Source organism: Mesorhizobium sp. LSJC269B00, assembly GCF_000502815.1.
Taxonomy (GTDB): domain Bacteria; phylum Pseudomonadota; class Alphaproteobacteria; order Rhizobiales; family Rhizobiaceae; genus Mesorhizobium.
Genome location: NZ_AYVN01000002.1, coordinates 55110 through 79929, shown reverse-complemented (window position 1 = coordinate 79929; position 24820 = coordinate 55110). Strand labels below are relative to the sequence as shown.

At 63.3% G+C, this 24820-nt stretch carries 21 protein-coding genes and 2 pseudogenes; 9 read left to right on the top strand and 14 right to left on the bottom strand.

The window, feature by feature from the left end; translation table 11 throughout:
- Positions 1–57: 57 nt before the first annotated feature.
- The 4 genes from X771_RS159900 to X771_RS159915 are packed head-to-tail and all read right to left on the bottom strand — an operon-like array spanning position 58 to position 4746.
- Positions 58–1050: a ribose ABC transporter permease gene (locus X771_RS159900; protein ID WP_023686813.1), complete on the bottom strand. Its 993-nt coding sequence runs from the start codon at positions 1048–1050 to the stop codon at positions 58–60.
- Complete coding sequence (locus tag X771_RS159905) at positions 1047–2543, bottom strand: sugar ABC transporter ATP-binding protein (protein WP_050587408.1); 1497 nt, start codon at positions 2541–2543, stop codon at positions 1047–1049. Before X771_RS159905 ends, X771_RS159900 begins: the two co-directional genes overlap by 4 nt.
- Positions 2544–2587: 44 nt before the next feature.
- On the bottom strand, positions 2588–3967 hold the full coding sequence (locus tag X771_RS159910; protein WP_023686811.1) for an FGGY-family carbohydrate kinase: 1380 nt from the start codon (positions 3965–3967) through the stop codon (positions 2588–2590).
- The gene (locus X771_RS159915; RefSeq protein ID WP_023686810.1) at positions 3964–4746 is read right to left on the bottom strand and encodes a DeoR/GlpR family DNA-binding transcription regulator; all 783 of its coding nucleotides are present in this window, start codon (positions 4744–4746) and stop codon (positions 3964–3966) included. The genes X771_RS159910 and X771_RS159915 overlap by 4 nt, the downstream gene beginning before the upstream one ends.
- A 192-nt stretch (positions 4747–4938) precedes the next feature.
- On the opposite strand from X771_RS159915, the gene X771_RS159920 reads away from it, so the two are divergent.
- From X771_RS159920 to X771_RS159930, 3 genes are read left to right on the top strand one after another with little or no spacing between them, the layout of a single operon-like run.
- Entirely contained in the window at positions 4939–5982 is a 1044-nt protein-coding gene (locus X771_RS159920) for a class II aldolase/adducin family protein (RefSeq protein ID WP_023686809.1), read from the top strand.
- A complete protein-coding gene (locus tag X771_RS159925) occupies positions 5966–7255 on the top strand; it encodes an FGGY-family carbohydrate kinase (RefSeq protein WP_023723356.1) in 1290 nt (429 codons plus the stop codon). Before X771_RS159920 ends, X771_RS159925 begins: the two co-directional genes overlap by 17 nt.
- Positions 7252–8103 carry a TIGR01459 family HAD-type hydrolase gene (locus X771_RS159930; RefSeq protein ID WP_023686807.1) on the top strand — a complete coding sequence of 284 codons (852 nt, stop codon included), beginning with the start codon at positions 7252–7254 and terminating at the stop codon, positions 8101–8103. The genes X771_RS159925 and X771_RS159930 overlap by 4 nt, the downstream gene beginning before the upstream one ends.
- Before the next feature lie 75 nt (positions 8104–8178).
- On the opposite strand, the gene X771_RS159935 is transcribed toward X771_RS159930, so the two are convergent.
- From X771_RS159935 to X771_RS159950, 4 genes are read right to left on the bottom strand one after another with little or no spacing between them, the layout of a single operon-like run.
- Positions 8179–9360 carry a hypothetical protein gene (locus X771_RS159935; protein ID WP_023807587.1) on the bottom strand — a complete coding sequence of 394 codons (1182 nt, stop codon included), beginning with the start codon at positions 9358–9360 and terminating at the stop codon, positions 8179–8181.
- 21 nt (positions 9361–9381) lie between these two features.
- Positions 9382–10392, bottom strand: coding sequence for a succinylglutamate desuccinylase/aspartoacylase family protein (locus X771_RS159940; RefSeq protein ID WP_023686805.1), 1011 nt, complete (start codon positions 10390–10392; stop codon positions 9382–9384).
- 2 nt (positions 10393–10394) lie between these two features.
- Entirely contained in the window at positions 10395–10739 is a 345-nt protein-coding gene (locus X771_RS159945; RefSeq protein WP_023686804.1) for a RidA family protein, read from the bottom strand.
- A gap of 38 nt (positions 10740–10777) precedes the next feature.
- Positions 10778–12103: an alanine racemase gene (locus tag X771_RS159950; RefSeq protein ID WP_023686803.1), complete on the bottom strand. Its 1326-nt coding sequence runs from the start codon at positions 12101–12103 to the stop codon at positions 10778–10780.
- Between the two features lie 71 nt (positions 12104–12174).
- Here X771_RS159950 and X771_RS159955 point away from each other — a divergent pair, with 71 nt between their 5' ends.
- Entirely contained in the window at positions 12175–13116 is a 942-nt protein-coding gene (locus tag X771_RS159955; protein WP_023686802.1) for an amidohydrolase family protein, read from the top strand.
- Here the strand turns inward: X771_RS159955 and X771_RS159960 are convergent.
- The 4 genes from X771_RS159960 to X771_RS159975 are packed head-to-tail and all read right to left on the bottom strand — an operon-like array spanning position 13090 to position 17599.
- Complete coding sequence (locus X771_RS159960; RefSeq protein ID WP_023695084.1) at positions 13090–14061, bottom strand: ABC transporter permease; 972 nt, start codon at positions 14059–14061, stop codon at positions 13090–13092. The genes X771_RS159955 and X771_RS159960 overlap by 27 nt on opposite strands.
- On the bottom strand, positions 14058–15023 hold the full coding sequence (locus tag X771_RS159965) for an ABC transporter permease (RefSeq protein WP_023686801.1): 966 nt from the start codon (positions 15021–15023) through the stop codon (positions 14058–14060). Before X771_RS159965 ends, X771_RS159960 begins: the two co-directional genes overlap by 4 nt.
- Complete coding sequence (locus X771_RS159970; RefSeq protein WP_196815217.1) at positions 15020–16519, bottom strand: sugar ABC transporter ATP-binding protein; 1500 nt, start codon at positions 16517–16519, stop codon at positions 15020–15022. Before X771_RS159970 ends, X771_RS159965 begins: the two co-directional genes overlap by 4 nt.
- A gap of 27 nt (positions 16520–16546) precedes the next feature.
- Positions 16547–17599 (bottom strand): ABC transporter substrate-binding protein, encoded by a 1053-nt coding sequence (locus X771_RS159975; RefSeq protein ID WP_023748647.1) that lies wholly within the window; start codon positions 17597–17599, stop codon positions 16547–16549.
- A 235-nt stretch (positions 17600–17834) separates the two neighbouring features.
- Between X771_RS159975 and X771_RS159980 the strand changes: the two genes are divergently transcribed.
- The 5 genes and pseudogenes from X771_RS159980 (at position 17835) to X771_RS160000 (ending at position 20982) form a co-directional block, all read left to right on the top strand.
- Positions 17835–18635, top strand: coding sequence for an IclR family transcriptional regulator (locus X771_RS159980; RefSeq protein WP_023686799.1), 801 nt, complete (start codon positions 17835–17837; stop codon positions 18633–18635).
- 1326 nt (positions 18636–19961) lie between these two features.
- The gene (locus X771_RS159990; protein WP_031196696.1) at positions 19962–20279 is read left to right on the top strand and encodes a hypothetical protein; all 318 of its coding nucleotides are present in this window, start codon (positions 19962–19964) and stop codon (positions 20277–20279) included.
- 68 nt (positions 20280–20347) lie between these two features.
- A pseudogene (locus tag X771_RS1000000167920) lies at positions 20348–20461 on the top strand (oxidoreductase); the annotation flags it as partial.
- A gap of 81 nt (positions 20462–20542) precedes the next feature.
- Positions 20543–20623 (top strand): annotated as a pseudogene (locus X771_RS1000000166330) (oxidoreductase); the annotation flags it as partial.
- Between the two features lie 104 nt (positions 20624–20727).
- Positions 20728–20982: a hypothetical protein gene (locus X771_RS160000; RefSeq protein ID WP_031202443.1), complete on the top strand. Its 255-nt coding sequence runs from the start codon at positions 20728–20730 to the stop codon at positions 20980–20982.
- A gap of 792 nt (positions 20983–21774) precedes the next feature.
- On the opposite strand, the gene X771_RS160005 is transcribed toward X771_RS160000, so the two are convergent.
- A complete protein-coding gene (locus X771_RS160005; RefSeq protein ID WP_198025437.1) occupies positions 21775–22989 on the bottom strand; it encodes a pyridoxal phosphate-dependent aminotransferase in 1215 nt (404 codons plus the stop codon).
- 41 nt (positions 22990–23030) lie between these two features.
- A complete protein-coding gene (locus X771_RS160010) occupies positions 23031–24545 on the bottom strand; it encodes an aldehyde dehydrogenase family protein (RefSeq protein ID WP_023686793.1) in 1515 nt (504 codons plus the stop codon).
- Between the last annotated feature and the right edge of the window lie 275 nt (positions 24546–24820).

Sequence of the window (24820 nt, the reverse complement as noted above, 5' to 3'; positions counted from 1 at the left end):
CGCGCCTCTCACGGTGCGTTACACAAACCGGTCGTTTACGCCGGCGACCAAGGTCAATCACGTTCTCGCTCCTGCCTGGAGCCTGTAGCGGTCGAGGGCGACTGCCACGATGATGACCAATCCCTTGATGATGTACTGCCAGATGTCCGAGACACCGGCCAAGATAAGCCCGTTGGAGAGCACCGCTATGATCAGGCCACCGATCAGCGTACCCCAGATCGAGCCGACGCCGCCGACGAAGCTGGTGCCGCCGAGAATGACCGCAGCAATGGCGTCGAGTTCGTAAGACTGCCCAAGCTGCAGCCCGTTGGCCGCATAGAGCCGGGCCGCTGACATGGCGCCGCCAAGGCCGGCCAGCAGGCCGGAAACGCCATAGACAAAGAGCAGCACCAGCGGCACCTTGATGCCGGTCAGCCGCGCCGCTTCGGCATTGCCGCCAACGGCATAGATCCAGGTGCCGAGCACGGTGCGCTTGAGCACCAGCCAGGACAGCACCACGACCGACAAGGCGATGATGACCAGCCACGGAATGCCTAACAGCGAACCGTTGCCGATGAAGTCGAACGGCAGGTCCGAGTTGAACACCGTGGTGTCCTGGCCGAGCAGGCGGGCGACGCCGCGCACAGCGGTCAGCGACCCCAGCGTGACGATGAAGGGCGGCAGTCTGATATAGGCGATCAGCAGCCCGTTGATGACGCCGAAGCCGAGGCCGACGAGAATGGCCGCCGGCACGCCCAGCAGTCCCCAATCAGGCACCAGCGACACCATCACCGCCACCATCGCCGAGGCGGCAAGTATCGAGCCGACGGACAGGTCGATCCCGCCGGTCAGGATGACGAAGGTCATGCCCGCTGCCAGCACAATGTTGATCGACGATTGCTGCATGACGATCAGCAAATTGGTCTGGGTGAAGAAGCGCGCGTTCATCAACTGAAAGCCGACCGCCAGCAGGATCAGGATCGGCAGCATACCAAGGGCGGCGAAGGCGGTGCGCAACCGCCGGCTCCTGCCGACAACCTGGCCACTGATCTCGGTCGCCTTGTCGGTCATCCCTTAGCCGCTCCCGTTGCAAGTTCCATGATTGCTTCCTGGCGCAGCGGCTGGTCTTTGGACGCCGTAACCTCGCCGGCAATCGTGCCGTCGCGCATTACCAGCACGCGGTCGGCAACGCCGATCACCTCCGGCAGTTCGCTGGAGATCATCAGGATGGCGATGCCCTTTTTGGCGAGATTGTCGATCAGCCGGTAGATTTCCGACTTCGCTCCGACATCGACGCCGCGCGTCGGTTCATCCAGGATGACCACTTGCGGCTCGGTCTCGAGCAGGCGGGCAAGCAACACTTTCTGCTGGTTGCCGCCCGACAGCGAACCCGCATTAGCCTGTACCGACCTGGTGCGGATGGAGAGATCCGAAACGGCCGTGGCAGCACGTCTCTCGGCGGCTTTGAAATCGCGCAAGCCGCCGGGCCGCGCATCCCTAGCCAGCACGCCCATGCTGATGTTGTCGGATATCGACATGTCGAGAAACAGGCCGAGTTCCTTGCGGTCTTCGGTGAGATAGGCGATGCCGGCATTCAGTGCCTCGCTTGGCGAGCCGATGGTTACTGGCTTGCCGTCGAGTTCCAGCGTGCCGGCGATGCGTCTGTCGGCACCGAAGATCAGTCGCGCGAGTTCGGTGCGGCCCGAGCCGACAAGGCCAGCCAGAGCCAGCACCTCGCCCTTGTACAGTTCGAAGGAGCAGTTCTTCAGGAGATTGCCGTCTGCCATGCCGCGCACCGACAAGGCGACCGCGCGCTTGCTGTCCGGCGGGCGATGATCCTTCCTGTAAAAAGCCGACAGGTCGCGGCCAACCATCATCGAGACGAGGCGCGAGGCGTTCAGCTCGGCGCGCTCGAGTGTGCCGACATAGCCGCTGTCGCGCAGCACGCTGACACGGTCGGCCAACTGGTAGACCTCTTCCATGCGGTGGCTGATGTAGATGATGGCGATGCCTTGCGACTTCAGCGTCGCGATGACCTCGAACAGACGGTCGGTCTCGCGCGAGGTCAGCGAGGTGGTTGGCTCGTCCATGACGATGATGCGCGCGCTGGTCGAAAGCGCGCGGGCGATTTCGACCAGCTGACGCTCGCCGAGCGACAGGCTGGAAACCTGGGCCCGTGCGGAGAAGGACACGCCGAGACGCTTGATGATCTCATTGCTGCGCCGGTAGCATTGGTCGCGGTCGACGATGCCGAAACGCCTCGGCTCATTGCCGAGGAAGATGTTCTGCGCGACCGTCAGGTTGGGCGCCAGCGACAGTTCCTGGTAGATAACCGCAATGCCGTGAGCCCGCGCCTTGATCGGGTCGCCGGTGGCGACCGGCACGCCGTCAATCAGTATCTCGCCGCCGGCATCAGGCCGATAGGCGCCGGACAGCACCTTCATCAAAGTCGACTTGCCGGCACCGTTTTCACCCATCAGCGCATGGACTTCGCCCGCATGGACGGTCAGCGACACGTCCTGCAAGGCGCGGACTGGCCCGAACGTCTTCGAGATGTGCCGCATTTCCAGCACTGGCCGGCGCGTGACTTCGGCCTGAGCAGCGACGATCACCGTGCGCCTCCCGCTGCCGCGCGGGGGATGCCCTGCTCGCCGATGAGGCCACGCCATGTGTCGCGATATCGGGCAAGTCCGGTGAAGCTTGCGGCACGCACGGGCTCCGGCACTTCCGCGGCAAATTCGCGGCCGACGGTCTCGAAGGCCAGCGCCGCCGCCCCGGTGGCGCTGCCCTCCAGTGTGGCCCCTTGCAGGAAGGCCTGGCTGGGACGCAGTTGCGCCACTAGCCCGGCGAGCAGGCCGCCAGCGTTCAGTCCGCCATCGACGATCACGGTGTTATCCGAATGGATCTGGTCGAGGCAGAGGTCGACCATCAGCGCGACGTAGAGCAGCGCCACGGCTGCGCGTTCCTCGGCGCTTGGCATGCGGCCGACCAATTTGCCGGCGCGGCCGGGCATTGGGCCGCCCGGCGCGAAGCTCGGCAGCGCCATGCTGCCGGCGTTGATCACCCGCTGCACTGTCGCCGGCGCGATCGCGCCTTGCCAGCCGTCGCTGATCGTGGCGAATTCGCGCCCGCCCATAAAGCGGATGGTCGGCACAGGGCCGCCGTCGACATCGACATTGACCAGCATGTCGCGCTGGCCATCGAGCGCGTCGAGCAGGCAATCCGGATTAAGCACGACGACCCAGGTGCCGGTCGAGACGACGGTGACCGGGCCAAGCTCCTGCCGGCGATAGGCATGGAGCGCGGCATTGCTGTCATGGACACCATTGTGGATGGCGATCCGCCGCTTCGTATCGCCGAGGCGTTGCTCGCCGACAACCGAGCCCGCCCGCTCGAAAGCGGGCATCCGGTCGCGCCAGCCCTCAATGTCGACCAGCGAACTGAAGTCGCGCTTGCGCGGCGCCCATAAATGCGAGTGGCAGCCGAGATAGGACACTTCCGAGACCGCCCGGCCGCCAAACCGCCAGCTCCAGTATTGTGGATAGCCGAGGATCAATTTCGCGGCCGTGAATGCACCGGGTTGCACCGCCTGTAGCCACAGCATGTGGCGACCGTAGTTGAAGCCGAGCGGCAATCGCGGCGAGAAGGTCTCGGTGAAATCCGGAACGAGGCGATCAATTTGCGCGGCAATATCAGCCGGCGGCTCTTGCTCGTAATCGAGTATCGGATGCGTCAGCGCCGCCTCGTCGACCAGGGCAAAGGTGCAGCCATGGCCCGACACCATCACGCCCTCTACGCCATGGATGTCGGCGGCCTCGCTTACGGCGCGAACCGCCCAATCGTGAAGTGCTGCCTCATCAAGCACGCTGAAGCCATCTTTGCGCATCCAGTTCGGCCGGGTCCGGCGCTCGTCGACGATGCGCCCGTCCTGAGCGAAGACGAACAGCTTCGAATTGGTCTTGCCGAAATCGAGGACGGCCATCTTCACTGGATGGCTCCCGAAGCCGAGGCGACGCGCACCATGACGCCCGCGTCTTCCAGCATGCGCGCGTCGACGTCGGACAGGCCGTCATCGGTCACCAGCGTGCCGATGCGCGACAAGGGCAGCGCGATGTTACGGGCGTGGATCGACAGTTTGCGGCTGTCGGCCAGCACCACGATCTGGTCGGCACACAGGCTGAGATCGGCGATGGAGCGGACCAGCAGCGGGTGCGATTCCAGCACGCCCTCCTGGCCAAGGCCTTGCGCGCCGAGAAAGAACTTCGATGCGTAGAACGGCTCCGCCTGGGTCGGTGAATGGATGATGCCCGGCTCACGATGCAGATCGCCGCCGGCAACGGTCAGGCTGCAATGGCCGTGGTCGCTCAGATAGGCCGCGAGCGGCATCGAATTGGTATAGAGACGGATGCTGCGCTCAGCCAGCTTGACCCCAAGGTGGAAGCAGGTCGAACCGCCATGCACGATGACCGCATCGCCGTCGCGCACCATCGTGGCCGCGAGAGCGGCGATCTGCCGCTTGGCCTCGACCGCGAGGTCGCGGTTCTCGTCATAGGGCCTGGCATAGGCAACACCCGCCTGTGAAGCGCCGTCGAGCGCCGAGATGCCACCATAGACCTTCCGTGCTTCACCGGCCTCGTCGATCTTGTCGATGTCGCGCCGCACCGTCGCCGCCGACACGCCGAGCTGCTCCTGCAGTTCGCGCACCGACGCGAAGGGGCGATCCCGCAGCAACTCGACGATCTGACGCTGGCGGCCGGAGTCGCTCAATCGTTTTCCTCCCAGGAGCCGTTTTTGCCACGGCATTTGACGTAACTTACTCAACATCTTTCCGATTGCAAGAACCTTTGATGACATTAGATCACTATTGACGTAAGTCGCTCGCATCTGCGATACACATCAACATCCCACGACGGGTATCCGAAGCTGCGAGGCTGACGGAGCTGATAGAGGAAATGCGCCATGGCGAGCTATGCGGATGCGCAGGAAATGGCTGCTTTGCGGGCGCTTTCGGCCAGCATCGGGCGCAATCCAAATCTGACCCAGGCCGCCGGCGGCAACACCTCGCTGAAAGCCGGCGACACGCTGTGGATCAAGGCTTCCGGCACATGGCTGAAGGATGCGCTCTCCGAAGACATCATGGTCCCGGTGGCGATGGCGCCGCTGCTCAGGGCTGTCGAACAGCGCGACAGCGCCGCCGACCAGCCGCAGATCTTCGCCATCGAGACGCTCAACGCCCGGCGCCTGCGCCCTTCGATTGAAACCACCGTTCACGCGCTGATGCCGCAGCGCGTCGTCCTGCATGTCCATTGCGTCGAAACCATTTCGCTGGCGGTACAGGCCAATTGCGAGGTGGAAGCCGCCAGACGCCTTGATGGTCTCAAATGGGCGTATGTTCCTTATTTCCGGCCAGGCCTGCCGCTTGCCCAGGGTATTGCCGAGCGGCTTCAGGCTGGGGTCGACGTGCTAATCCTTGCCAATCACGGGCTGGTCGTCGCGGCCGATACCGTCGCCAAGGCCGAAGTGCTGCTGCGCCGCGTCACGCTGCTTCTGGCGCGGCCGGCGCGCCAAGTGGCGGAACCGGATGTTGCGGGATTGGCGGCGCTGGCCGGGAAAACCGGTTACAGGCTGCCGGCGGAAATCGAGGCGCACGCGGTCGCCATCGATCCCGAAAGCCGCCGCATGGCGTCCGGGGGCAGCCTCTACCCCGATCACGTCATCTTTCTGGGTCGGGGGTCGGTGGTGGCAAAGCCCGGTGAGGATGTGCCGCGCGTCATCGAGCGGTGCGGTACAAACCCCGTGGCGATCCTGTTTCCCGGGCTGGGCGTGCTGATGCGCGGCGATGCCAGTGCGGGCGCCGACGCCATGCAACGCTGCCTTGCCGACGTGACGGCACGCATCGACATTGCAGCGCGGCTGAACTACCTCACCGCCGCCGAGAACGATGAACTGGTCAACTGGGACGCCGAGAAGTATCGCCAGAAACTCAATGCCGCCAGCCGCTGACACGCCGCTTGCCATAGGCATCGACATCGGCACGTCCGGCGCGCGCGCGGTCGCCATGCGTCCGGATTTTTCCATTGCCGCGCGTTCCGCCGTTTCGCTCGAGTTGTTTGGCCGGAATGCCCGCGACCCTGCAGTGTGGTGGTCAGCGGTCGGCGCAGCGCTGGCGGAACTGCTTTCGGGCATCGACCGAACAGCGGTCCGGTCGATCGCTGTTGACGGCACTTCAGGTACGTTGCTGCCGGTCGACGGCGCCGGGCGGCCGCTGGCCGAGCCGCTGATGTACAACGATACGGTCGCCGACAACGCCATTCTGGTCGCGATCGCTCGCGAAGCCCCAGCGACCAGTGCCGCACTTGGGGCGACGTCCGGTCTCGCCAAGGCGCTCTGGTTCCAGCGCACGCCCGGTGTTGCCGCGGTGCTGCATCAGGCGGACTGGATCGCGGGACAATTCTCCGGTCGCTTCGATGTCAGCGACGAGAACAATGCCTTGAAAACCGGTTACGACATCACGGCCCGCTGCTGGCCGGACTGGATTGCGGCCACCGAAATGCGCATGGAGTTGCTGCCCGGTATCGCCAGGCCGGGCGATGTCGTCGGCAAACTCACCGCGGATGCCGCGGATATGTTCGGCTTACCGCGCGAAATCGCCGTCGTCGCCGGAACGACCGATGGCTGCGCCTCGTTCCTGGCGACAGGTGCCGCGGCAATAGGCGACGGCGTCACCGCGCTGGGGTCGTCGTTGACCGTCAAGATCCTGTCCGACCGGCCTATCTCGGCGCCACGCTTCGGCATCTACAGCCATCGGCTTGGAGATGTCTGGCTGGCGGGCGGCGCATCGAACTCCGGCGGCAAGGTGCTGACACAGCATTTCCCTCTGGCGCGCATCGTCGAGCTGAGCATGGCGATCGACCCGATGACCGAGACCGGCCTCGACTACTATCCTCTTGCCACTGCAGGCGAACGCTTTCCGATCGCCGATCCGGCACTGCCGCCGCGTCTTGTGCCGCGACCGGTGGAGGACGCCGACTATCTGAAAGCCATGTTGGAGGGTATCGCCGCGATCGAGGCGCTCGGCTATGACAGGCTCGCCGAGCTCGGCGCTCCGCAGCTGACGTCGGTCAGAAGCGTCGGCGGCGGTGCGGCGAATGCCGCCTGGACGGCGATCCGGCAGCGCAGACTTGGTGTTGATTTCCTGCCGGCGCTTTCGGACGAAGCCGCCGCCGGCACAGCGCGGCTGGCGCTGATGGGCGCAAGCGCGGCGGGGCTTCTATGAGCGCGAAAACAGTCGAACACCTCAACGGCGTCAACCAGCTGGCCGAGCGCTATGATTTTTTCCTGCTCGATCAGTTCGGCGTGCTGCATGACGGCGCCAGCCCCTATCCAGGGGCAGTGGAAGCACTGTCGGCGCTGAAGCGCGCCGGCAAGACCATTGTGCTGATCTCGAACTCCGGCAAGCGGGCGGGGCCTAACGAGAGCCGGCTGCTAAAGCTCGGCTTCGAACCGGGAAGCTGGGACCATTTTGTTTCTTCCGGCGAGGTCGCGTGGGAGTTCTTCCACGACATGGCGGTATCCGGAAAGCTACTGCCAAACACGAAATGCCTGTTGATAAGCCGCGACGATGACCGCTCGGCGATCGAAGGTCTGCCGTTCGCATTGACTAAGGACGGTGACGATGCCGGGCTGGTGCTGATTTCGGCCAGCGAGGGCGACCGCTATGATCTTGAGCACTATCGCCGACTTCTTGCGCCGGCTGCGGTGCGGCAGGTGCCATGCTTCTGCACCAACCCTGACAAGATCATGCTGACGGCAGTGGGGCCGCGCTTCGGTGCCGGCCGGCTGGCGGATCTCTACGAGGACCTCGGTGGTAGCGTCACGCGTATCGGCAAGCCTTACCCCGCCATATTCGGCGCCGCACTAGCGCTGGCAGGCAATCCAGACCGCGGCACTGTGGTCTGCGTCGGCGACAGTGTCGAACACGACATCGCTGGCGGACTTGCTGCCGGCGTGGCCACGGTGCTGGTTCTGTCAGGAATATTGGCGGACACACCTGACCTGTTCGACCTGTTCGACACGATGGACGCATACCCGGATTACACCATGGATGGCTTCAGGTTTCGCTGATTTGATTCACCCCGCAGCGCTCGCGCCCGAATCCGGCCTCAACGCCTCGTGGCCGGCGAGCATTGGCCGGCTGGCTCAAGGCTGCCGAACAGCGCGGATCCAGTCGAGCCGCGCGGCTGGAATGAGGCCGTAATTGTAGAAATTGATGCCGTCGACACCGGGCGCCAGCGCTGGCTTCACCTTGGCCGCAAGAATGTCGGGGCGGGCCATTTCCGGATAGAACAGCCGGTAGCCGGCGCCGAGGAATTTGTCCGCGCCCAGTGCCGCACGGCCGGCCGCCATCAGGCTGGCGACATCGCCGGCCTGCATGTCGTAGGCGCACAGGATCGCCCCGTCGCAGACCTTGCCCAGCGCTGCCAGATCGCAACCGCCAAGCCAGCCGTCTTTCAGATCGATAATAACGACCCGCGTCGTGGGATCGGCTACCTCGCGCAGTTCGGCGACCAGGCTGGTCACTGGCTCGAATCGCCACAAGAGATAGGCATGGAGCTCCGGCCAGGGGGCAAAGGCGTCGATGCCGCAGGCGGGAAAATCGGGAAAGCGCCGCTCAGGCATCGCACGCTCGCAGGTCTCGACGATCCATTGCCTGGTGAGCTTGCGCGCCGCCTCGGCATCGATGCCGGCTTTTGCCGCACGGGCGACGCAGGACGGACAGAAGCACAGAGACAAAAGAAAATCGTCTTCCGGCGTCAGCCCGACACCGTCCTTCTCGTGATGGTATTCATGGGCAAAGCCCATGAAGGACGGGCTTTCAAGTTCTATCCGGTCCGGCCGGTAGCTGTGCGAGATGTCTGCGATCAGCGCGCGGACATAGGCGCGCGCATCGGGATGGGAGGGGCAGAGATTGTAGTAATTGGCATCGCCGAAGGCGTTGCGGGTGACGGCCTGCGGATGCAGCATGCCCAGGCGGGTGTTGTGCAGGCAGACCGTCCAGCACGAAACTCCTAGTCCGCCCGCGTCGCGACGGCGGATGAGCTGACCGAGCACGTCGCCGCCCTCAGTGATCACGTCAGCCACCTTGGGCTGGATGGCTAGACTTCCCCAGCGCGCAGCGGTCGGCTTGAAATAGATGGTGCCGTCCTCAGGGAAATAGGCCTTGCGGCGCGGGCTGCGCGGCTGCAGGAAGCGCCCGGCATGATAGGATGTCGCCAGGCTGATCATGTTGAGCCCGGCGCGCTCGACAAGATCACGTTCGACCGTCTCCAGGCCGAGATCCTGGATGTCCCAGGGATAGGTCCACATGGACAGTTGCTGCATGGAATATCCTCTGCCTTTGGCTCAGCCGTCGACCGGCTCTGCGACCTGCATTAGGCAGTCGCCCGCCTCACACATCGTGTGCAGCCGGCGCGACAGCACCAAGCCGCTTTCGGCGAAATGCAGGGCCTCCTCGGCAACATCGAGCCGCTCGAGATCGTGGTACCAGCCGGCCAATTGTCCTGAAGTGACACTGTCGCCGAGCCTAGCGGCGGGCTCGAACCAGCCGCGGCGGGTGGCATAGAGGCCCTGGCTGTGCCTGGACAGGGACAGCAGCCTTGTCGGCGCCGAAGGCTTTTCGCCCGCGCCAAGAACCGGCGCGTCGACCACACCCATTGCTATCATCAGACGGTCGAGCGCGCGGGCCGTGATCGCCATCGAATCGACCGTTGCGGTGCCACCGCCGCCGAACTCACCGCTGACGCCGACGGCGCCGGCGCGGCGCGCTGCGCCCATCGAGGTTGGCGAGGCCTGGCCGTTGTCAGCGATAAAGCCGTAGGGCATGCCGAGCGTGCGCATCAGCTCGACGCCACGCCGGTGGCGCTCGGGATCGGCGTTGCGTTCGACCAGCGCGGTCGGCAGATGCTCCATCGACGTGCCGCCCGAATGGATATCGAAGACGACGTCGTGACGAGGAAACAGCTCCGTCTCAAGGAAATTGGCGAGCCGGCTTGTCGGCGTTCCCGAGGGATCGCCGGGAAACGCCCGGTTGAGATTGCCGCCGTCGAGCGGCGAGCAGCGCTTGGCGGCCATCACCGCAGGGGCGTTGGCCATCGGCATGATGGTGATGCGGCCCTTGATCCGCTTCGGATCGAGCCGGCGCGCCAGTTTTGCCAGCGACAGCTCGCCCTCATATTCGTCGCCGTGATTGCCGGCCATCAAAAGCAGTGACGGGCCGTCGCCATTGCGGATGAGGCAGATCGGCACCTTGACCTGAAAGTAGGGCGAGCGATCGATCGAGAACGGAATGCTTAGATGGCTGAGCGTCTTGCCGTCGCGGTCGAAATCGAGCGTGTGGGCGAGGCCGGTGTGCATGGTCAGACCGCCGCGACCGCGGTGATTTCGATGCGGAGATCAGGGTCGGCAAGCCGCGCCTCGACGCAGGCCCGCGCCGGCAGGCGGGCAGGATCGATCCAGGCATCGTAGATGCTGTTCATGGCCTCGAAATCACCGATCTGCGGCAGGAAGATGTTGACCGCCACCAACTTCGACTTGCTGCTGCCGACCTCGACCAGCAGCGCCTCGACTTTGGCAAGCACGTCGCTGGTCTGGCCTTCGATGCCGGCCTTGCGATCGTTGGCCACTTGGCCGGCTATGTGAACGAGGCCGCCATAGACGACTGCCTGCGACATGCGCGAGCCGGACTGAAAATACTTGATCATATCGGATCCTTTCGAGGTTCTCTTTTTGGGGGATCTGGTCAGCCGAACCAGGTGGGGAAAGCGTGGCGGACGTGGCCGGTCGCGTCGACGCCGAAGATCACGCGATAACGGTCGAGGCAGGTGCATGGATGCGAGATGCCGAATTCGACGACGTCGCCGACGGCCACGTCGTCGCTCGGTGCAATCGACAGGAAGGAATGCTGGTCGTTGAGCTTGACCACCTCGGCGCGCGCCGCCGGCATCGGCAGCGGCTTGCAGGCACGAAAGACGGTGAGCGGCGTTGGAAAGCCCTGGTCGAACGACACGTCGCGCATGCCCATGCCGCAGATGACAAGGCCCGGCTCCGGACGCGACAGCACTTCGGCCCAAAGGCGTAGCGCAGGGCGAAAGGAATGCCGCGCCGAAGCGCTGATGCCGCCTATGGCAAAACCTTTGCGGGCATCGAGGGCGCCGAGCGAACGGTCATAGGTGCCGTGGTCGTGGAAGAAGATGGCGCCGCTGCGCAGCACCAGCGTTGCGTTGCCGTCGCTGGAAACGAGGGGTGCAAGCGCCGCGACCACCTGGTCGAAGAAGGCGGAGCCGCCGGCTGTGACGATCAGCGGTGCGTCGCCGCCGACGCGGGCACGCAGCCGCAGGAACATGTCGGCGGTCATTGCCAGCAGGCCGGATATCACCTCATCGGTGCGACCGGGCTCGGGTTGCGCCGCCGCCCCTTCATAGGTCGCAACGCCGGCGATCAGCAGCCGCCCGCCGGCAGCCGTGATCGCATCGGCGATGGCCTCGGCTTGCGCGGTGGTGCGGGCGCCCGCCCTGCCCGCACCAAGTTCGACCAGCACGCGCAGCGGCGGCAGCGCCGCATTGGCGCGCCAAGCCTCGGCAAGCGCGTTCACGGCGTCGACCGAGTCGGCAAAGACATAGAGCTCGGCATCCGGCCAGGCACCAGCAAGCACGGCCAGCCGGTTGGCGCCGCCGGCTCCTCCAACCTCATTGGCGATGATCAGCCGTGTCAAGCCGGCCTTCAGCATCACTGTCGCTTGCCTGATGTCGGCGACCGTCGTGCCCCATGCGCCGGCCTCGACCAGCGACCGGGTAAGATCGGGCGCCATCGGCGTCTTGGCATGCGGAGCGATCGCAACATTGTGTTCGCGCGCATAGCGCAGGAACAGGTCGCGATTGGCGGAGAAGGCCGCCTCGTCGAGGGTCAGCACCGGAAGCGCCATGCGTCCATCGGCCGGATGCCAGTGCTCGGCCGCGACAAGGCTGCTGTCCAGCCCGGTTGTGCCGGGAGGCACGCCGCGGATGCGGTCGTCGAGCCGAAAATTTTCGCGCACCGAAAGGGCTGGAACCGGTGAGTTTTCAGTCATGCGATGCTAACCCTTTTACCGTCGCAGAACGAAGCCAGGATCGATCGCCGGTCACAGCCTGAGAGAGATACGTGCCAGAACCTTACGCCGGACCGATCATCGACGCCCATCATCATCTTTGGGATCTCAGACTGGGACGGCATCCCTGGCTCGCCGCCACGGCCAGCGAGCGCGGCGGCCTCGGCGAGCTTGGCCCCTTGCGGCGGAACTATCTGCCCGGGGATTATGCGCGCGATGCCATAGGGCATAATGTCGTCGCCACCGTCCATGTCGAAGCCGGCTGGGCGAGTGGCGACTGCATCGGAGAAACGCGCTGGCTTGAAACACTCGACAAATCGCGCGGCGTCGCCGCCCGCTATGTGGTTCACGTGCCGCTCGCCGATCGCCAGGCGCCGGCGCTGATCGAAGCGCAAGCCGCGTTCGAGCGTGTCGCCGGCGTGCGCGACATATTGAGCTGGGATCCCGACCCTGCCCGCCGTTTTGCGGCCCGTGACGGCATCATGGACGATCCGGCCTGGCGCGCCGGGCTTGCCTTGCTTGGCCAGCATCGGCTGGCCTTCGACATGATGGTGTTTCCGCGCCAGCTCGCCGACGCGGGGCTGCTTGCCAGGGCCTTCCCCGATCAGCAATTCGTGCTCAACCATTGCGGTAGCCCGATCGACCGCGACGCCGATGGCATGCAGGTGTGGCGCGACGGGCTGCGGCTTCTGTCGCAATTCGACAACGTCGCCATCAAAATATCGGATCTGGTCGCCTACGATCATGACTGGACGCTCGACAGCCTGAAGCCCGTCGTCCTGCATTGCATCGATTGTTTCGGCACCGGTCGCGCCATGTTCGGCAGCGACTTTCCGGTCGCCGGCCTGCATGCCTCGTTCGATGACATATATGACGGCTTCAAAACCATCACAGCGGACTTTTCCGCCGACGAGCAGACGGCGCTGTTCTTCGGCAACGCAAGGCGCATCTATCGGCTCGACGATGTGTCATCGGCGCGCCTGCTCCCGGCCTGAGAGCAGCAGCAGGCCGAGGATCAGCGAGCCGAACAGGATGCTGCGCCAGCCGGGCGATGCGTTGACGACGGTGATCAGCGCGGTGATGGTGACCAGCAGGATGGCGCCGGGGATGGTGCCGGCATAGGTGCCAAGCCCGCCGAGGATCGAGGTGCCACCGAGGACCACGGCGGCAATCGAGGCGAGCAGATAGGGATCGCCGATGCCGACATAGCCCTGTCCGTTCATGCCCAACACGAGCACGCCGGCAAGTCCCGAGCAGAAGCCGCTGATGCCGTAGACCGCAAGCGTCGTGGACGTGACCGGAACACCGGACAGCGCCGCGGCAAGCGGGTTGGCGCCCATGGCAAAAATCCGGGCGCCGAGCGATGTCGCATGCATCGTGGTCAGCACGATCGCCGAGACGACCACCCACAACAATACGCCAGCGGGAATGCCGGCCGGCCGGCCATTGCCGAGCCAGTGGACCAGCGGGTTCTCGGCGGTCACGGCGCTGCCGCCGGCGATGATGATCAACAGACCCTGCAAGAATGTCGCCATGGCCAATGTCATGATCATCGGGTGGACGCGCAGCAAAGCGACGCCGAGCCCGTTGACCAGGCCGATTGCCGTGGTCAGCACCAGAACGGCAAGAATGGCGGTGATGCCGGTCGGATCCACCTGCCACGACAGCAGCGGCAGGCTGACGGCGCTGACCGTGACGATGGCCGCGACGGAAAGGTCGATGCCGCCGGCGATCACCACAAAAGTCTGGCCCGCGGCAACCAGGCCGATGACGGCGCCGAGCTCCACCAGATAGCGCAGATGGCCATAAGCGCCGAAGCCGCGCGAAACGAAGCTCGCCACGATCCAGACCGCGGCAACGATGGCAACGGTGAGAAACGGCCGGCTGCGCAGGACCGTCAGGGCGCGTTTGCCGCCCGCGCTGTCATTCCATGCTGTCATTGCTGTGCCTTGCGGAATTGCGGGATGGCGACCGCGCCGATGATGATCAGGCCCTGGGCCACATATTGTGCGACCGGCGTGAAGCCGAGGAAGAACATGACGCTGATCATCAGGCTGAGCAGCAGGCTGCCGGCAAGCGCGCCGCGCATCGTGCCCTGGCCGCCGAGGAAGCCGATACCGCCGAGCACCGCAGCGGCAATCGAGTTCAGGGTAAAGGCGGCGCCGATGACCGGGTCGCCCGAACCGGTCTGTGCGGCGACGAACAAGCCGGCGCCGGTGGAGAGCAGACCGCTGATCGCATAGGCCGCAATGCGCGCGCCGTCGACCGGCACGCCGGAGCGATAGGCGCCGACCGGATTCTCGCCGGCGGCATAGAGGCTCAAGCCAAGCGGCGTGGCGAGATAGAGCTTCCACAGGAGAACGATGAGCACCAGCAGCACGAATGCCGCCGGTGTGTTGCCGGCAAGCAGGTCGGACAGCCACGCCGGGATTGCGCCGCCGGGCCGCGGCAGGATCAGCAGTGCGGCGCCGCCGATGATGAACGACCCGGCAAGCGTCACCACGATGGCCGGCAGCCGAAGCCGTACCACGATGAAGCCGGTCGCCGCCCCGATGCCGAGGCCCGTCAGCGCCACCGCGGCAGTGCCCCCGGCGACGCCCAGCGGCCCGGCCATCGTCGTCGCGGCGATGACCGCGCCCAAGCTGACCGTCGCGCCGATGGCCAGGCTGATGCCGCCGGTGAGCATCAGGATCGCCTGCGCCATCGCGACCAGAGCCAATGGAAACCAGCTCTGCGTGAATTTGGCGAAGCCGGACGCCGTGAACAGACCCGGAAAGAGGACGCCATAGGCGATGAGAAACACCAGGACGACGGCAAACAGGCTGCGCACGCCGACATTGCGACGCAGTTGCACCGGCCAGTAGAGCGCGCCGGTCTGCCGGGCGGAGGAAGATGTGTTCATGCCGCAACCTTCCGCTGTTCGGCGCCCATCGCCGCGGAGACGATGGCTTCCTCGCTCAGCGCTCCACGCGCCAGCATGGCGACGATGCGGCCTTCGCGGACGATGGCTACACGGTCGCAAAGGTGCACGAGTTCGGGCGTGTCGGAACTGAGCAGCACGACCGCCTTGCCGGCGGCGGCGAAATTGCGAAGCATCATGTAGATCTCACGCTTGGTTTCGACGTCGACGCCGCGCGTCGGATCGTTGAGCAGAAGCACCAACGGGTCGTGCGGCATCCATTTCGCCAGCGCCACCTTCTGCTGGTTGCCGCCCGATAGAGCCTGCGCCGCCCGGCCGAGGTGACCCTTGATGCCGAGTTGGGCGGCAAGGCTTTTGGCCGTCTCGCGCTCTGCGCGGCGGCTGCGCAGCTTCAGCGCCGGCAGCCTGGCAAAGGCGGGCAGCATCATGTTGGTGATGATGGGATGGATCAGGTGCAGGCCCTCGCGCTTGCGATCCGCGGGCACATAGGCCAGCCCCAGCGCGTTGGCTTTCGGCACGCCGCCGGGCAGGCCGGAGGCGCCGTTGACGGTCGCCGACGCCGTCCGTGCCGGAATGGCGCCGTAGAGACCGAGCAGCAGATCTTCCTGCCCTTGCCCGACCAGGCCGCCAATGCCAAGCACTTCGCCCGTTTTGATATCCAGATCGACGTCGCGCATCAGGCCGGCCGAAAGATTTCGGACGGAGATAGCGTCGGCAAGCAAACTGGAAGGCTGCCATTGCGGAAAAAGATCACCGGGATCGCGGCCGACCATCAGCCGAACCAACCCGGCGGCGTCGGTGCCTTCCAGGGTGCGGTCGGCCGTGCAGGTGCCGTCCTTCAGCACGGTGACGTGCTGGCACAGCGCCATGACTTCGTTCAGTCGGTGCGAGATGTAGAGAATGGCGATGCCTTCGCCGCGCAACCGCTGCAGCAGATCGGTGAGGATTTTGGTTTCGGTTGCCGATAGCGACGATGTCGGTTCGTCGAGAATGAGCACGCGCGGCCGGCGGTAGAGCGCCTTGGCGATCTCCACCATTTGGCGGCGGCCGAGCGACAGATTCCCGACCGGCGTCGACAGCGGCTCGTGCAGCCCGACAAGTTCGCATGCGGCCCTCGCCCGCGCAGCGAGTTCGCGGTAGTCGATCAGGCCGAACCGTTTGGGATAGGCGCCGAGACCAACATTTTCGGCGATGGAAAGACTGGCCGTCAGGCTGAGTTCCTGCTGGACGACGGCGATGCCGGCCTGCCGCGCAACAGCTGGCGTCATGCGTGAGACCGCGCGTCCATCGACCTCGATCGTCCCGCCATCCGGTCTCAAGGCGCCGGACAAAAGGTTGATCAAGGTCGACTTTCCGGCGCCGTTCTCGCCGAGCAGCGCATGCACGCGGCCCGGCTGGAGAGCGATTGAAACGTCGCGCAGGACGGGGTTGCCGAAGAAAGACTTCGACACCCCGCGCGCCGCGAGCAGCGGAGCCATGGTTGTCAACGCTACAACCCTTCAGGCTTATTTCTGAGCCAGCAGCTTCTTGAACAGCTCCTCATCGTAAGGAGAAAAGATGTAGCCGTCAGCCGGGAAGTCCTTGGCCCGGGCGAGGTATTCGTCGATGTTGGAATTGTCGATCACCGGCAGCGGAATCTTGACGAAAGCCGGCACATCCTTGCCTTCCAGCGCCTGAACGGCGGTGTAGGTGGCGAAGGCGCCGAGCCAGTTCGGCTGCATCGTCGCCCAGCTCTTCAAGCCCTTTTCTTTCCAGAGTTCCAAAAACTGCCGGGCGTTCTCACCGGTGATCGGCACCTGTTCACGGCCCTGCTTGTCGAGGGCCAGCACGGCGCCTGCCGACAGAGCGCCGCCGAGCGACAGGATGCCGTCGATCTCGGGGTTGGCGAAGAGCAGGCTGGTGACGGCTTCCTGTGCCGGCGCGACGTTGTAGGGCGTGTTGGTCTCGGCAAGCACCGTCACGTCGGGATGGGCCTTGAGCTCAGCGTCGGCGCCTTTGCGCCTGTCATCGCTGACCGAAACCCCGGCGGGGCCATTGAGGATCAGGATCTTGCCCTTGCCGCCGATGGCGTCGATCAGGAACTTGGCGGCCTGGTCGCCCCATTGCGAAGAATCGGTGTTGACCTTGGCGGTGACCTTGTCGGTGTCGACGAGGCTGTCGAAGTTGATGATGGCGATGCCCTTGGCGCAGGCGTCGGCCAGAACGCGTGCCGGTGCGGTCGACGAACCGGCGATCAGGATGATGGCGTCGACATCGGAATCGATCATCGACTGAATCTGCTGGATCTGGACGTTGGCATCGCCCTGAGCGTCGGTGACGACGAGCTTGTCGACCAGTCCCTGCTTCTTCAGGGTCTCGACTTCGGCTTCGATCGTGCCTTGGGTCTGCTTCATCCAGGTCGGCACGGAATAGATGTTGGCCCAGCCGATCGTGTACGGCGCCTTGCGGTCGCCCTTGATGCAGTTGGCGGCAGCATTGGCCTGCGAGGCGACGCCAAAGCTCAGCACGAGACCGAGGCAAAGCGCGCTGGCGGATGCGAAAAACGGTGATTTCATCATGACTGTTCCCTTCAGAGGTTGTGGCCTCGACGTGCAGAACAAGGGCGAGGAAACCCGTCGGTCGCCGGGTCTTGGAAACCGTGTGTCCTCTCGGGATTTGTCTGCGTCCGGCTCGTTAGTTTGTCTGGTATTTCAGACAATGTGTCTGTATATCGGACAAATTGGATGCTAGACCGAGCCTTGACATCTTTCAAGCGCCTTGAGACGAGAACCGAAATGATTTTGGCGGATGGTCATGAGCGACGGCACTAACGATGCGATCGGGAAGGAAGCCGGCGCGGAGCCGCGCAACGGCGAACGACGACGCGGCATTGACCGCGTCATCATGCTGCTCGAGGCGTTGCTGCGGCACCGCGCGCCAATGCGCGTCGGCGACATCGCCAAGATGATCGGCGCGCCGCGTTCGACCACCTACGAGATCGTCAACAGCCTGCTCGACGCCGAAATGCTCGAAAACGTCGGCGGTGAAGGTTACGTCTATTTCGGACGCGCCATGCATCTGTTCGGCTGGGCCTACTCACATCACAACGCCCATTACCGTCGCATCATCGAGACCTTGGATAAGTTGGCCGCCGAGACAGGCGAGACGGTCCAGCTATGCGGCCTGCGTGGCAACAAATACGTCGTTCTGGACTGCCGAGATTCGCCGGGCCCGTTCCGGATCTCAAGCGATGTCGGGGTCGAGGTGCCGATCCCATGGACGGCATCCGGACGGCTGCTCCTCGGCCATATGAACGAGCAAGAGTTGAGGGACTTCATCCCATCTGGCGACTACAAGCTTCCCGACGGCCGCATCATTGCACCAGCCGAATTCTTTGCCGATGTTGCCCTGGCCCACCGGCAGGGTTTCAGCGAGACCGCCGCTCTGGCGGACCGCTTCACCTGGTGCATGGCAGCGCCCATCCACGACGGCCACGGCGCCATCAAAAGGACCTTGTGTCTGGTGTTACCCGTCGACACGCCGGAGCCACGGCGCGACGAACTGCTTGCCTTGCTGCGCGAGCGCGCCCGTGGACTGTCTCTGGCGGGAGGCTGACGATCAGCCGTCGTGCCCTCTGGTTGAAGCCTCTTAAAGGCACATGGATTCCGCTCTTCCCCATCGGTTCCATTTAGGTTCGGGACCTTAGTCCCATAGTCGGTGGATAAGGTCCGAACCAGGGAACACGCAACCGGAAGCCACATTAGGAGAAGACCGTCGATCAAAGTCCCTTCATCGCCGGTTGAGGATCCCGCCGCTCTTACTGTCGAGAGCGCGGCGGGATCCTTACGCGCGGAGCGAGCACATGAGATTTGTCGAAATTTTCACAGATGTGCTTACGGCCCTGCTTCTCGCTTTATTCGTGTGCGGGATATTCGCTGTTTTCGGAGGCCATCTGGTTCCTCCACGCTACGCAAAGATGGTGTTGCTGCCGGACCTCGATAAGATGACGACTGCATCATCTACACCCAGCTTGCCCGATTCCATCGACTTGCAAGTTCAAAAGCGCCCAGAGGTGCAAAGGTCTGCCGGCGTGACACAGCGCGCAGTCGGTCTGGAGCCGCCAGTGCCATCCAGCAAGCGGTAAGAATCAGCGGAGGTTTCCCCAGCTATCAGAGAGCGCCGGCGATTATTGACAGACCCGGCTCTTGAAATTGGCTGAAATCGCCGCTCCACATTTCCGCATCTGTTTGAATTGTGTTTATCAACTAGTGCGAACGCTATGGCGAAGCAGGTTGAGTTGGCGGCGTTCCTGGCTGATCCCCGCCAGTGCTTGATCGCGGCGTGGGATCCTTGTCGAGCTTGGGATTTCGGTCCACCGGTTCGCCATTCACATCATCGGCCTTGGAGTTTGCGGGGTCCGTTTGGCCAGGATTTGGGCTGTAAGTATCTGGCGATGGAACCCGGCTGTTTTGTTGTGTCGCCGGTGTCTTAGCCTGCTCGCCATAGATTTCAGCGATCCCCCAGGCAACGAGCGCCAAGACAAGGCCTGCCAAGAGCACGCCAAGGACCGGTCGCCCCAAGCCACCCTGCCTGGCCCGCTTTTCCGGAATGTTTCTGCTCATGATCGCAACCTTGGGCTAAGAGGAGTGGCCCGCGCTCCAGGAGCGAAGACGCGGGCAGTCAAGAGCTCCGGCAGTCGGCCATGCGGCGAACAGGGAACTCGCTGCACATACCGAACTCGCTGGCGCTGTTGATGTTCCCACGGAATCCAAACAGCGCGCCGCCGGGAGCCGGACTGGCAATTTGGGTTGGAGTGGCTGGAACGAGCCAGCTCAAGGTCAACGAGCGGCGGTGTGCGTAAGCGGGCATTGCGAGCCAGACTGGAACTTTGCCGAATCTGCCGCGTTGCCGACCATGGCCGCCAGCGGCAGGAGCATCATCATGAACGTCGAACGTAACCCGGCCGAAGACAGAGGCGATATTCAGTCTGGGGTGACAGAGGACAAGACGCCGGGATTCGACCCGGCGGCGGCGCCTATGGAAACCGATGCCGAAGCAGCAGACACCTGCGCCGTGCCGGTTCCCGCAGCGACGGGCACGCCGGCTTTCGCTAATCAAGCAAGCTTCGCCAATGCGATGCGGCGGCCGGACGACGAGCGAGCCCCGGCCCCGAGTAAAAACGGCCCGGTGCTGGCCATTGTCGCGCTTGTCGTCGTTGCCGCCGTCGTGTTCGTTGTCGCCGCGATGCTGGCGCGATAGCAGATCCTGCGCTTGCGCCAAACCTCTGCCCTGCGAAGCGATCAGGGATGCGGTCGTGGCAGCAGGCGATCAGCGGCTGGAAAAACAAGCTGCAGGTTGCAGCGGCGCATGGCACGCCGGCCGGCACCCTGGCCGAGCAGCATTGCGGCATGGCCGAACCCGGCTCGGCCGCCAAGGGTTGAGGCCGGATGCTCGTTGGAAGCGGGAACATTTCACATCAAGCCAAGTTCGGGCTCGCAGGGCTTGTCGTCAAGGAACAGCACATGAAGGCCCTCACATGGCACGGCAAAGGCGACATACGTTGCGAACAGGTGGCCGATCCGACGATCCAGGATGAACGCGACATCGCTGCAGAAAGTCGTGATGCGCCCGCACGGCTGACCGTTCTGCCCCAGTGGCCCGACTTTGTTGTCCGGCCGTCTGCATGCTGAAAAGGCGAGAGTTGAAAATGGCCAAGGACAAACCCGTATCGACAAACCCGGCCGCCACACCTTCGGCCAGATCGCCCGAGGCCGCCGGCCTGCCACATCCCCGTCGCGATGCTGAAGACAGCGATTCCGGCGCCAAGCCGACGGCACCCAAGACCGCTGGCGCCCAGCAAGCGTCCAGATCGCCGCTCGACAGCCGCGTTGCAAATCGCAATGCCGGCCGTCCTCGTCAGGCAGGCACGACGCCTCGGCCGACCGACGAACCGCTGGAGTAAAATGAAACCTAAGCTGCGGCGCGGGTATCCGCACCGCGGTGTGTGTGCAGTCAGGGTCTTCCTGCCCTGCCGACAGCGCATACAGGTCTTGACCTCTCGTGGATCGTCGATCGGCAATCAAGACTTTAGCGGGAAATTCGATGGTACCTTGGCTGGGATCGGCTTCGGCTCTACACGATTGTATTTACTATATTTTTCTTCGTAACGGTGGGCAATTTGTATCACAATAGGTATCGCAACGCGTAACACATTTTCTGCTACTTCATGGTACATAACCACACGCGGTTGAAGCCGGCGCTACGATGCCGCTTCTCGGCGCTTTCATCAATTGATCTGCCAAGTCGCTGGCGGCGATCGGATCGTCTGGCGCCGCAATGGGGAATTGCTCGGCAACCCACCTGTCCAAAAACTTCAGTCCGGGAACACTCAACCCGTCAATCCCGCGTAGTGATGGCATCGAGTATCTTACTACCCACGCAGCTTGGCGTGTCCACGAACCTCCTGGCCACCGGCGCGACGCAATGGCTCCTCGTGTATGAAGGCCTAGTAGGTCGAAACGTTAACTGCCGCCGCAGCCTTAGCACCGTCGTGACGAGGGCAAGGGTGCAGCGAGCAGTCCCATTCCCAAACCAAGGAATCCATCCCATGGCCCGAATTCCGGATCGTACAGCTGGCCGTCGCTGCAACCTGTGTACTCAAGCCCCTGCCCCTTTTTCCCCGTGCAGATCGCTTGCCCAGTACCAGGGGCGAGCGGCTCGCGTACGAGCAGTTACCAAATTCGACACGTCGTTGCTACAATCCCGCGCAAAATCGTCTCAGCCGGTCCATTCCGCTCTCGATCACGGAGTCGGCACCCGAGAACGAGATGCGTATGAAGTTTTTCATATTCGGCCCAAACGCGACGCCCGGGACGATTGCCAGTCGTTCCGTGGAGTACAGACGCTCGACAAACTCAGTGCCGGGTAAACCCGTCGCACTGACGTCGACGAAACAGAACATGCCGCCACCCGGCCGCGCAAATTTCAGCTGGGGAATCTCGGACAAGCTAGCGCACATCAGATCGCGTCTGCGCTTCAGTTCGCTTGAGAAAAACCGCATCTCCTCGTCACCCGCCGCATCGAGAGCCACCGCTGCGGCATCCTGAATAAAGGTCGGCGATCCGAAGAGCATGCATTGCGCAAGATTTTCCAAATGAACTGATGCCGAGACCGGCCCAAGCGTCCATCCTAGTCTCCAGCCAGTCATTGCATGAGACTTGGACAGGCTGTTCACAATTATCGTCCGCTCCGTCATGCCGGGAATGGACGTTACTGAGAGGAACTCGCCGTCGAAGATTGTGCTGCGGTAAACCTCATCACTGATGATCCACAGATTGTGCCGCTCAGCAAATCTCGCAACGGTTTCCAGATCCTGCTTGCCGAACACATATCCGCCGGGATTGTTTGGGGAGTTCAGCAAGATTGCCCGCGTTCGATCTCCGACCACTGCACTGAGAATATCCTCGGACATTTTCTCCCGCGCATTTTGCAGCGATAGTTTGACGGGTCGGGCCACTGCTCCACCGGCGCGTATTGCCGCTTCGTATGTGGCATACCAAGGCTCGAGGCAGAGCACCTCGTCGCCAGCTCCGGCAACGGTCATCAGGGCGGCGAAAAGAGCATTTTGTGCTCCACCGAATACAATGGCTTGTGCTGCACTCCAATCACGCCCATCGAACCGTTTTTGCGCGGCAGCAATGCTGCGACGAAGGCCCGGCGTGCCCGGAACCGGAGCGTAGTGCGTCCGACCGCCTCGGATGCTTTGAATGGCAGCTTCAGATATCCTCGTCGGCGTGTCGAACGAGGTATCCCCAAGGCAGAGGCTGACGACGTCTTCGCCTCGATCTACAGCATCCGCCGCCGCGTCCGCGATCGCCCAGCCTGCCGCTCCTTCACTGGCAATGGCCCGAGTGTGCTCCGAAAACCGTGGCAGCTCCTGATCAGTGTTAGTTCGCCGCAATGTTTCCATCGTTGCCTCCTCCCGAAAGCGCTGTGTGAGATAGTTACGCATCACTTTCCGAGTTGAAGGTAGATGCTTTTTGTTGTCAGGAATCCGTCGAGTTGTTCCGGTCCCATGTCCTTGCCAAAGCCCGAAGCTCCCACCCCACCGAATGGCATGGTCGGATCCAGCAGCCCATGTGCATTGATGTAAATGTTCCCGGCTTTGAGCCGCCGGGACAGCTGCACTGTTTCGTCGACATTGTCGGAATAGACAGCGGCAGCCAGCCCATAGATGCTCGCATTGGCCTTTTCCACCGCCTCATCAAAGGTCTCAAATCGTGCAACGCCCAGAACGGCGCCGAAGATTTCTTCGCGGAAAATTCCCATTCCTTCGGAGCATTCAGCGAAGATCGTCGGACGAAGAATGCCGTCCTCGCGACCCGTTCCGCCTGGCCCTTCGCCTGTAACGAGTAATGCGCCTTCCAAATGTGCGCTCTTGATATGCTCCAGGACGCGGCCCCGATGCGCCGCCGAGACGAGTGGGGTGATCCTGGAGATCGGATCCAAACCAGAACCAATTGCCAAACTCTCTGCACCATCCTTCAGCTTCTCGACCAATTCGTCGTGGACGCTGGCATGGGCATAGACGCGCGATCCCGCGTCGCAGACCTGGCCGGAATTCATGAATATTCCTGACAAAATTGCGTTCGCTGCGTTATCCAGGTTCGCCTGCCTCGTCACGATCACAGGCGATTTACCTCCGAGCTCAAGCGTCAGGCGCTTCATCGTATCGAGCGCGGTTTTCCCAACCGCCGTTCCCACGGCTGTCGAACCTGTAAACGAAAGTTTGTCGATACCCGGGTGGGCGGCCAACGCCTGGCCGATGATATGCCCAAAGCCATTTACGACGTTGATAACGCCGTCAGGAAAACCAACCTTGGTCGCGAGTTGGGCGACCCTCATTGCCGAGAGAGGCGTGAGCTCCGACGGTTTGCAGACGACCGTGCATCCGCAAGCAAGCGCGGCCGCAAGTTTCCACGAGAGGATCTGCAGTGGGAAATTCCACGGGATGATTGCCGCCACAACCCCGACCGGCTCCTTGATGGTGTAGGTCAGCGTCTCGCCAGGTAGGGAGACTGCGCTCGCTGTCCTGCCATCCAGCTTGCTTGTCCAGCCTGCAAAATAGTCGAAATTTGCGATCGAGCCGAAAACGTCGATCGACCTCGCGTCGGAAATCGCTTTCCCAACGTCGATGGTTTCCAGATGGGCCAGGAAATCTGCGTCGGCGTCGATCGCTTCAGCCAATCGCAGGATAAGCTTCTGTCGTTCCAGCGCCGGCATTCTGCCCCAATGGCCGTTGAGAGCCTTGCGGGACGAACGCACCGCGCGATCGACAACTTCAGCATTTCCGCTTGCCATTCCCGTCAATCTTTGACGAGTGAACGGTTCGATGACATCGATGACTTCGGCGGCTGAATCAACTTCCTTGCCGTCGATGAAATGGCCTATCGGACGGCAGACGAAGGAAATGACTTCGGACGGGACGGAGAACCGATTGAAGTAGCTGCCAATGTCCTGGTTCATGCTTTTGCTCTCTTACCTCCATCGGTGACGCATCGAAGAGCGCCTGCCGGCTATGGTGATCCTCAAAGATCCGACGCGCCGAAATCACCCAAGGTGGCGGTTCGGCTGGAAGCCGATCGAGCACCCCCTCGTCCCGTCCTGAGCTTTTGGTCTACGGGAAGCCCGGCTTCGCCGCATCGCTGCGCAGGAGAGGCCGAGACTCACCTGGCCTTGTTTAGATCACCGGGGGAAGTTCGAAATTATGTTGCACCAAACGAAGGTTTGATGATTGCGAA

Excerpts from the sequence above, each read along its gene's own strand:
- X771_RS159900 (WP_023686813.1), bottom strand. The coding sequence starts at position 1,050 with ATGACCGACAAGGCGACCGAGATCAGTGGCCAGGTTGTCGGCAGGAGC.
- X771_RS159905 (WP_050587408.1), bottom strand. The coding sequence starts at position 2,543 with ATGCGGCACATCTCGAAGACGTTCGGGCCAGTCCGCGCCTTGCAGGAC.
- X771_RS159920 (WP_023686809.1), top strand. The coding sequence starts at position 4,939 with ATGGCGAGCTATGCGGATGCGCAGGAAATGGCTGCTTTGCGGGCGCTT.
- X771_RS159925 (WP_023723356.1), top strand. The coding sequence starts at position 5,966 with ATGCCGCCAGCCGCTGACACGCCGCTTGCCATAGGCATCGACATCGGC.
- X771_RS159930 (WP_023686807.1), top strand. The coding sequence starts at position 7,252 with ATGAGCGCGAAAACAGTCGAACACCTCAACGGCGTCAACCAGCTGGCC.
- X771_RS159935 (WP_023807587.1), bottom strand. The coding sequence starts at position 9,360 with ATGCAGCAACTGTCCATGTGGACCTATCCCTGGGACATCCAGGATCTC.
- X771_RS159940 (WP_023686805.1), bottom strand. The coding sequence starts at position 10,392 with ATGCACACCGGCCTCGCCCACACGCTCGATTTCGACCGCGACGGCAAG.
- X771_RS159945 (WP_023686804.1), bottom strand. The coding sequence starts at position 10,739 with ATGATCAAGTATTTTCAGTCCGGCTCGCGCATGTCGCAGGCAGTCGTC.
- X771_RS159950 (WP_023686803.1), bottom strand. The coding sequence starts at position 12,103 with ATGACTGAAAACTCACCGGTTCCAGCCCTTTCGGTGCGCGAAAATTTT.
- X771_RS159960 (WP_023695084.1), bottom strand. The coding sequence starts at position 14,061 with ATGACAGCATGGAATGACAGCGCGGGCGGCAAACGCGCCCTGACGGTC.
- X771_RS159965 (WP_023686801.1), bottom strand. The coding sequence starts at position 15,023 with ATGAACACATCTTCCTCCGCCCGGCAGACCGGCGCGCTCTACTGGCCG.
- X771_RS159970 (WP_196815217.1), bottom strand. The coding sequence starts at position 16,519 with ATGGCTCCGCTGCTCGCGGCGCGCGGGGTGTCGAAGTCTTTCTTCGGC.
- X771_RS159975 (WP_023748647.1), bottom strand. The coding sequence starts at position 17,599 with ATGATGAAATCACCGTTTTTCGCATCCGCCAGCGCGCTTTGCCTCGGT.
- X771_RS159980 (WP_023686799.1), top strand. The coding sequence starts at position 17,835 with ATGAGCGACGGCACTAACGATGCGATCGGGAAGGAAGCCGGCGCGGAG.
- X771_RS159990 (WP_031196696.1), top strand. The coding sequence starts at position 19,962 with ATGAACGTCGAACGTAACCCGGCCGAAGACAGAGGCGATATTCAGTCT.
- X771_RS160000 (WP_031202443.1), top strand. The coding sequence starts at position 20,728 with ATGGCCAAGGACAAACCCGTATCGACAAACCCGGCCGCCACACCTTCG.
- X771_RS160005 (WP_198025437.1), bottom strand. The coding sequence starts at position 22,989 with ATGGAAACATTGCGGCGAACTAACACTGATCAGGAGCTGCCACGGTTT.
- X771_RS160010 (WP_023686793.1), bottom strand. The coding sequence starts at position 24,545 with ATGAACCAGGACATTGGCAGCTACTTCAATCGGTTCTCCGTCCCGTCC.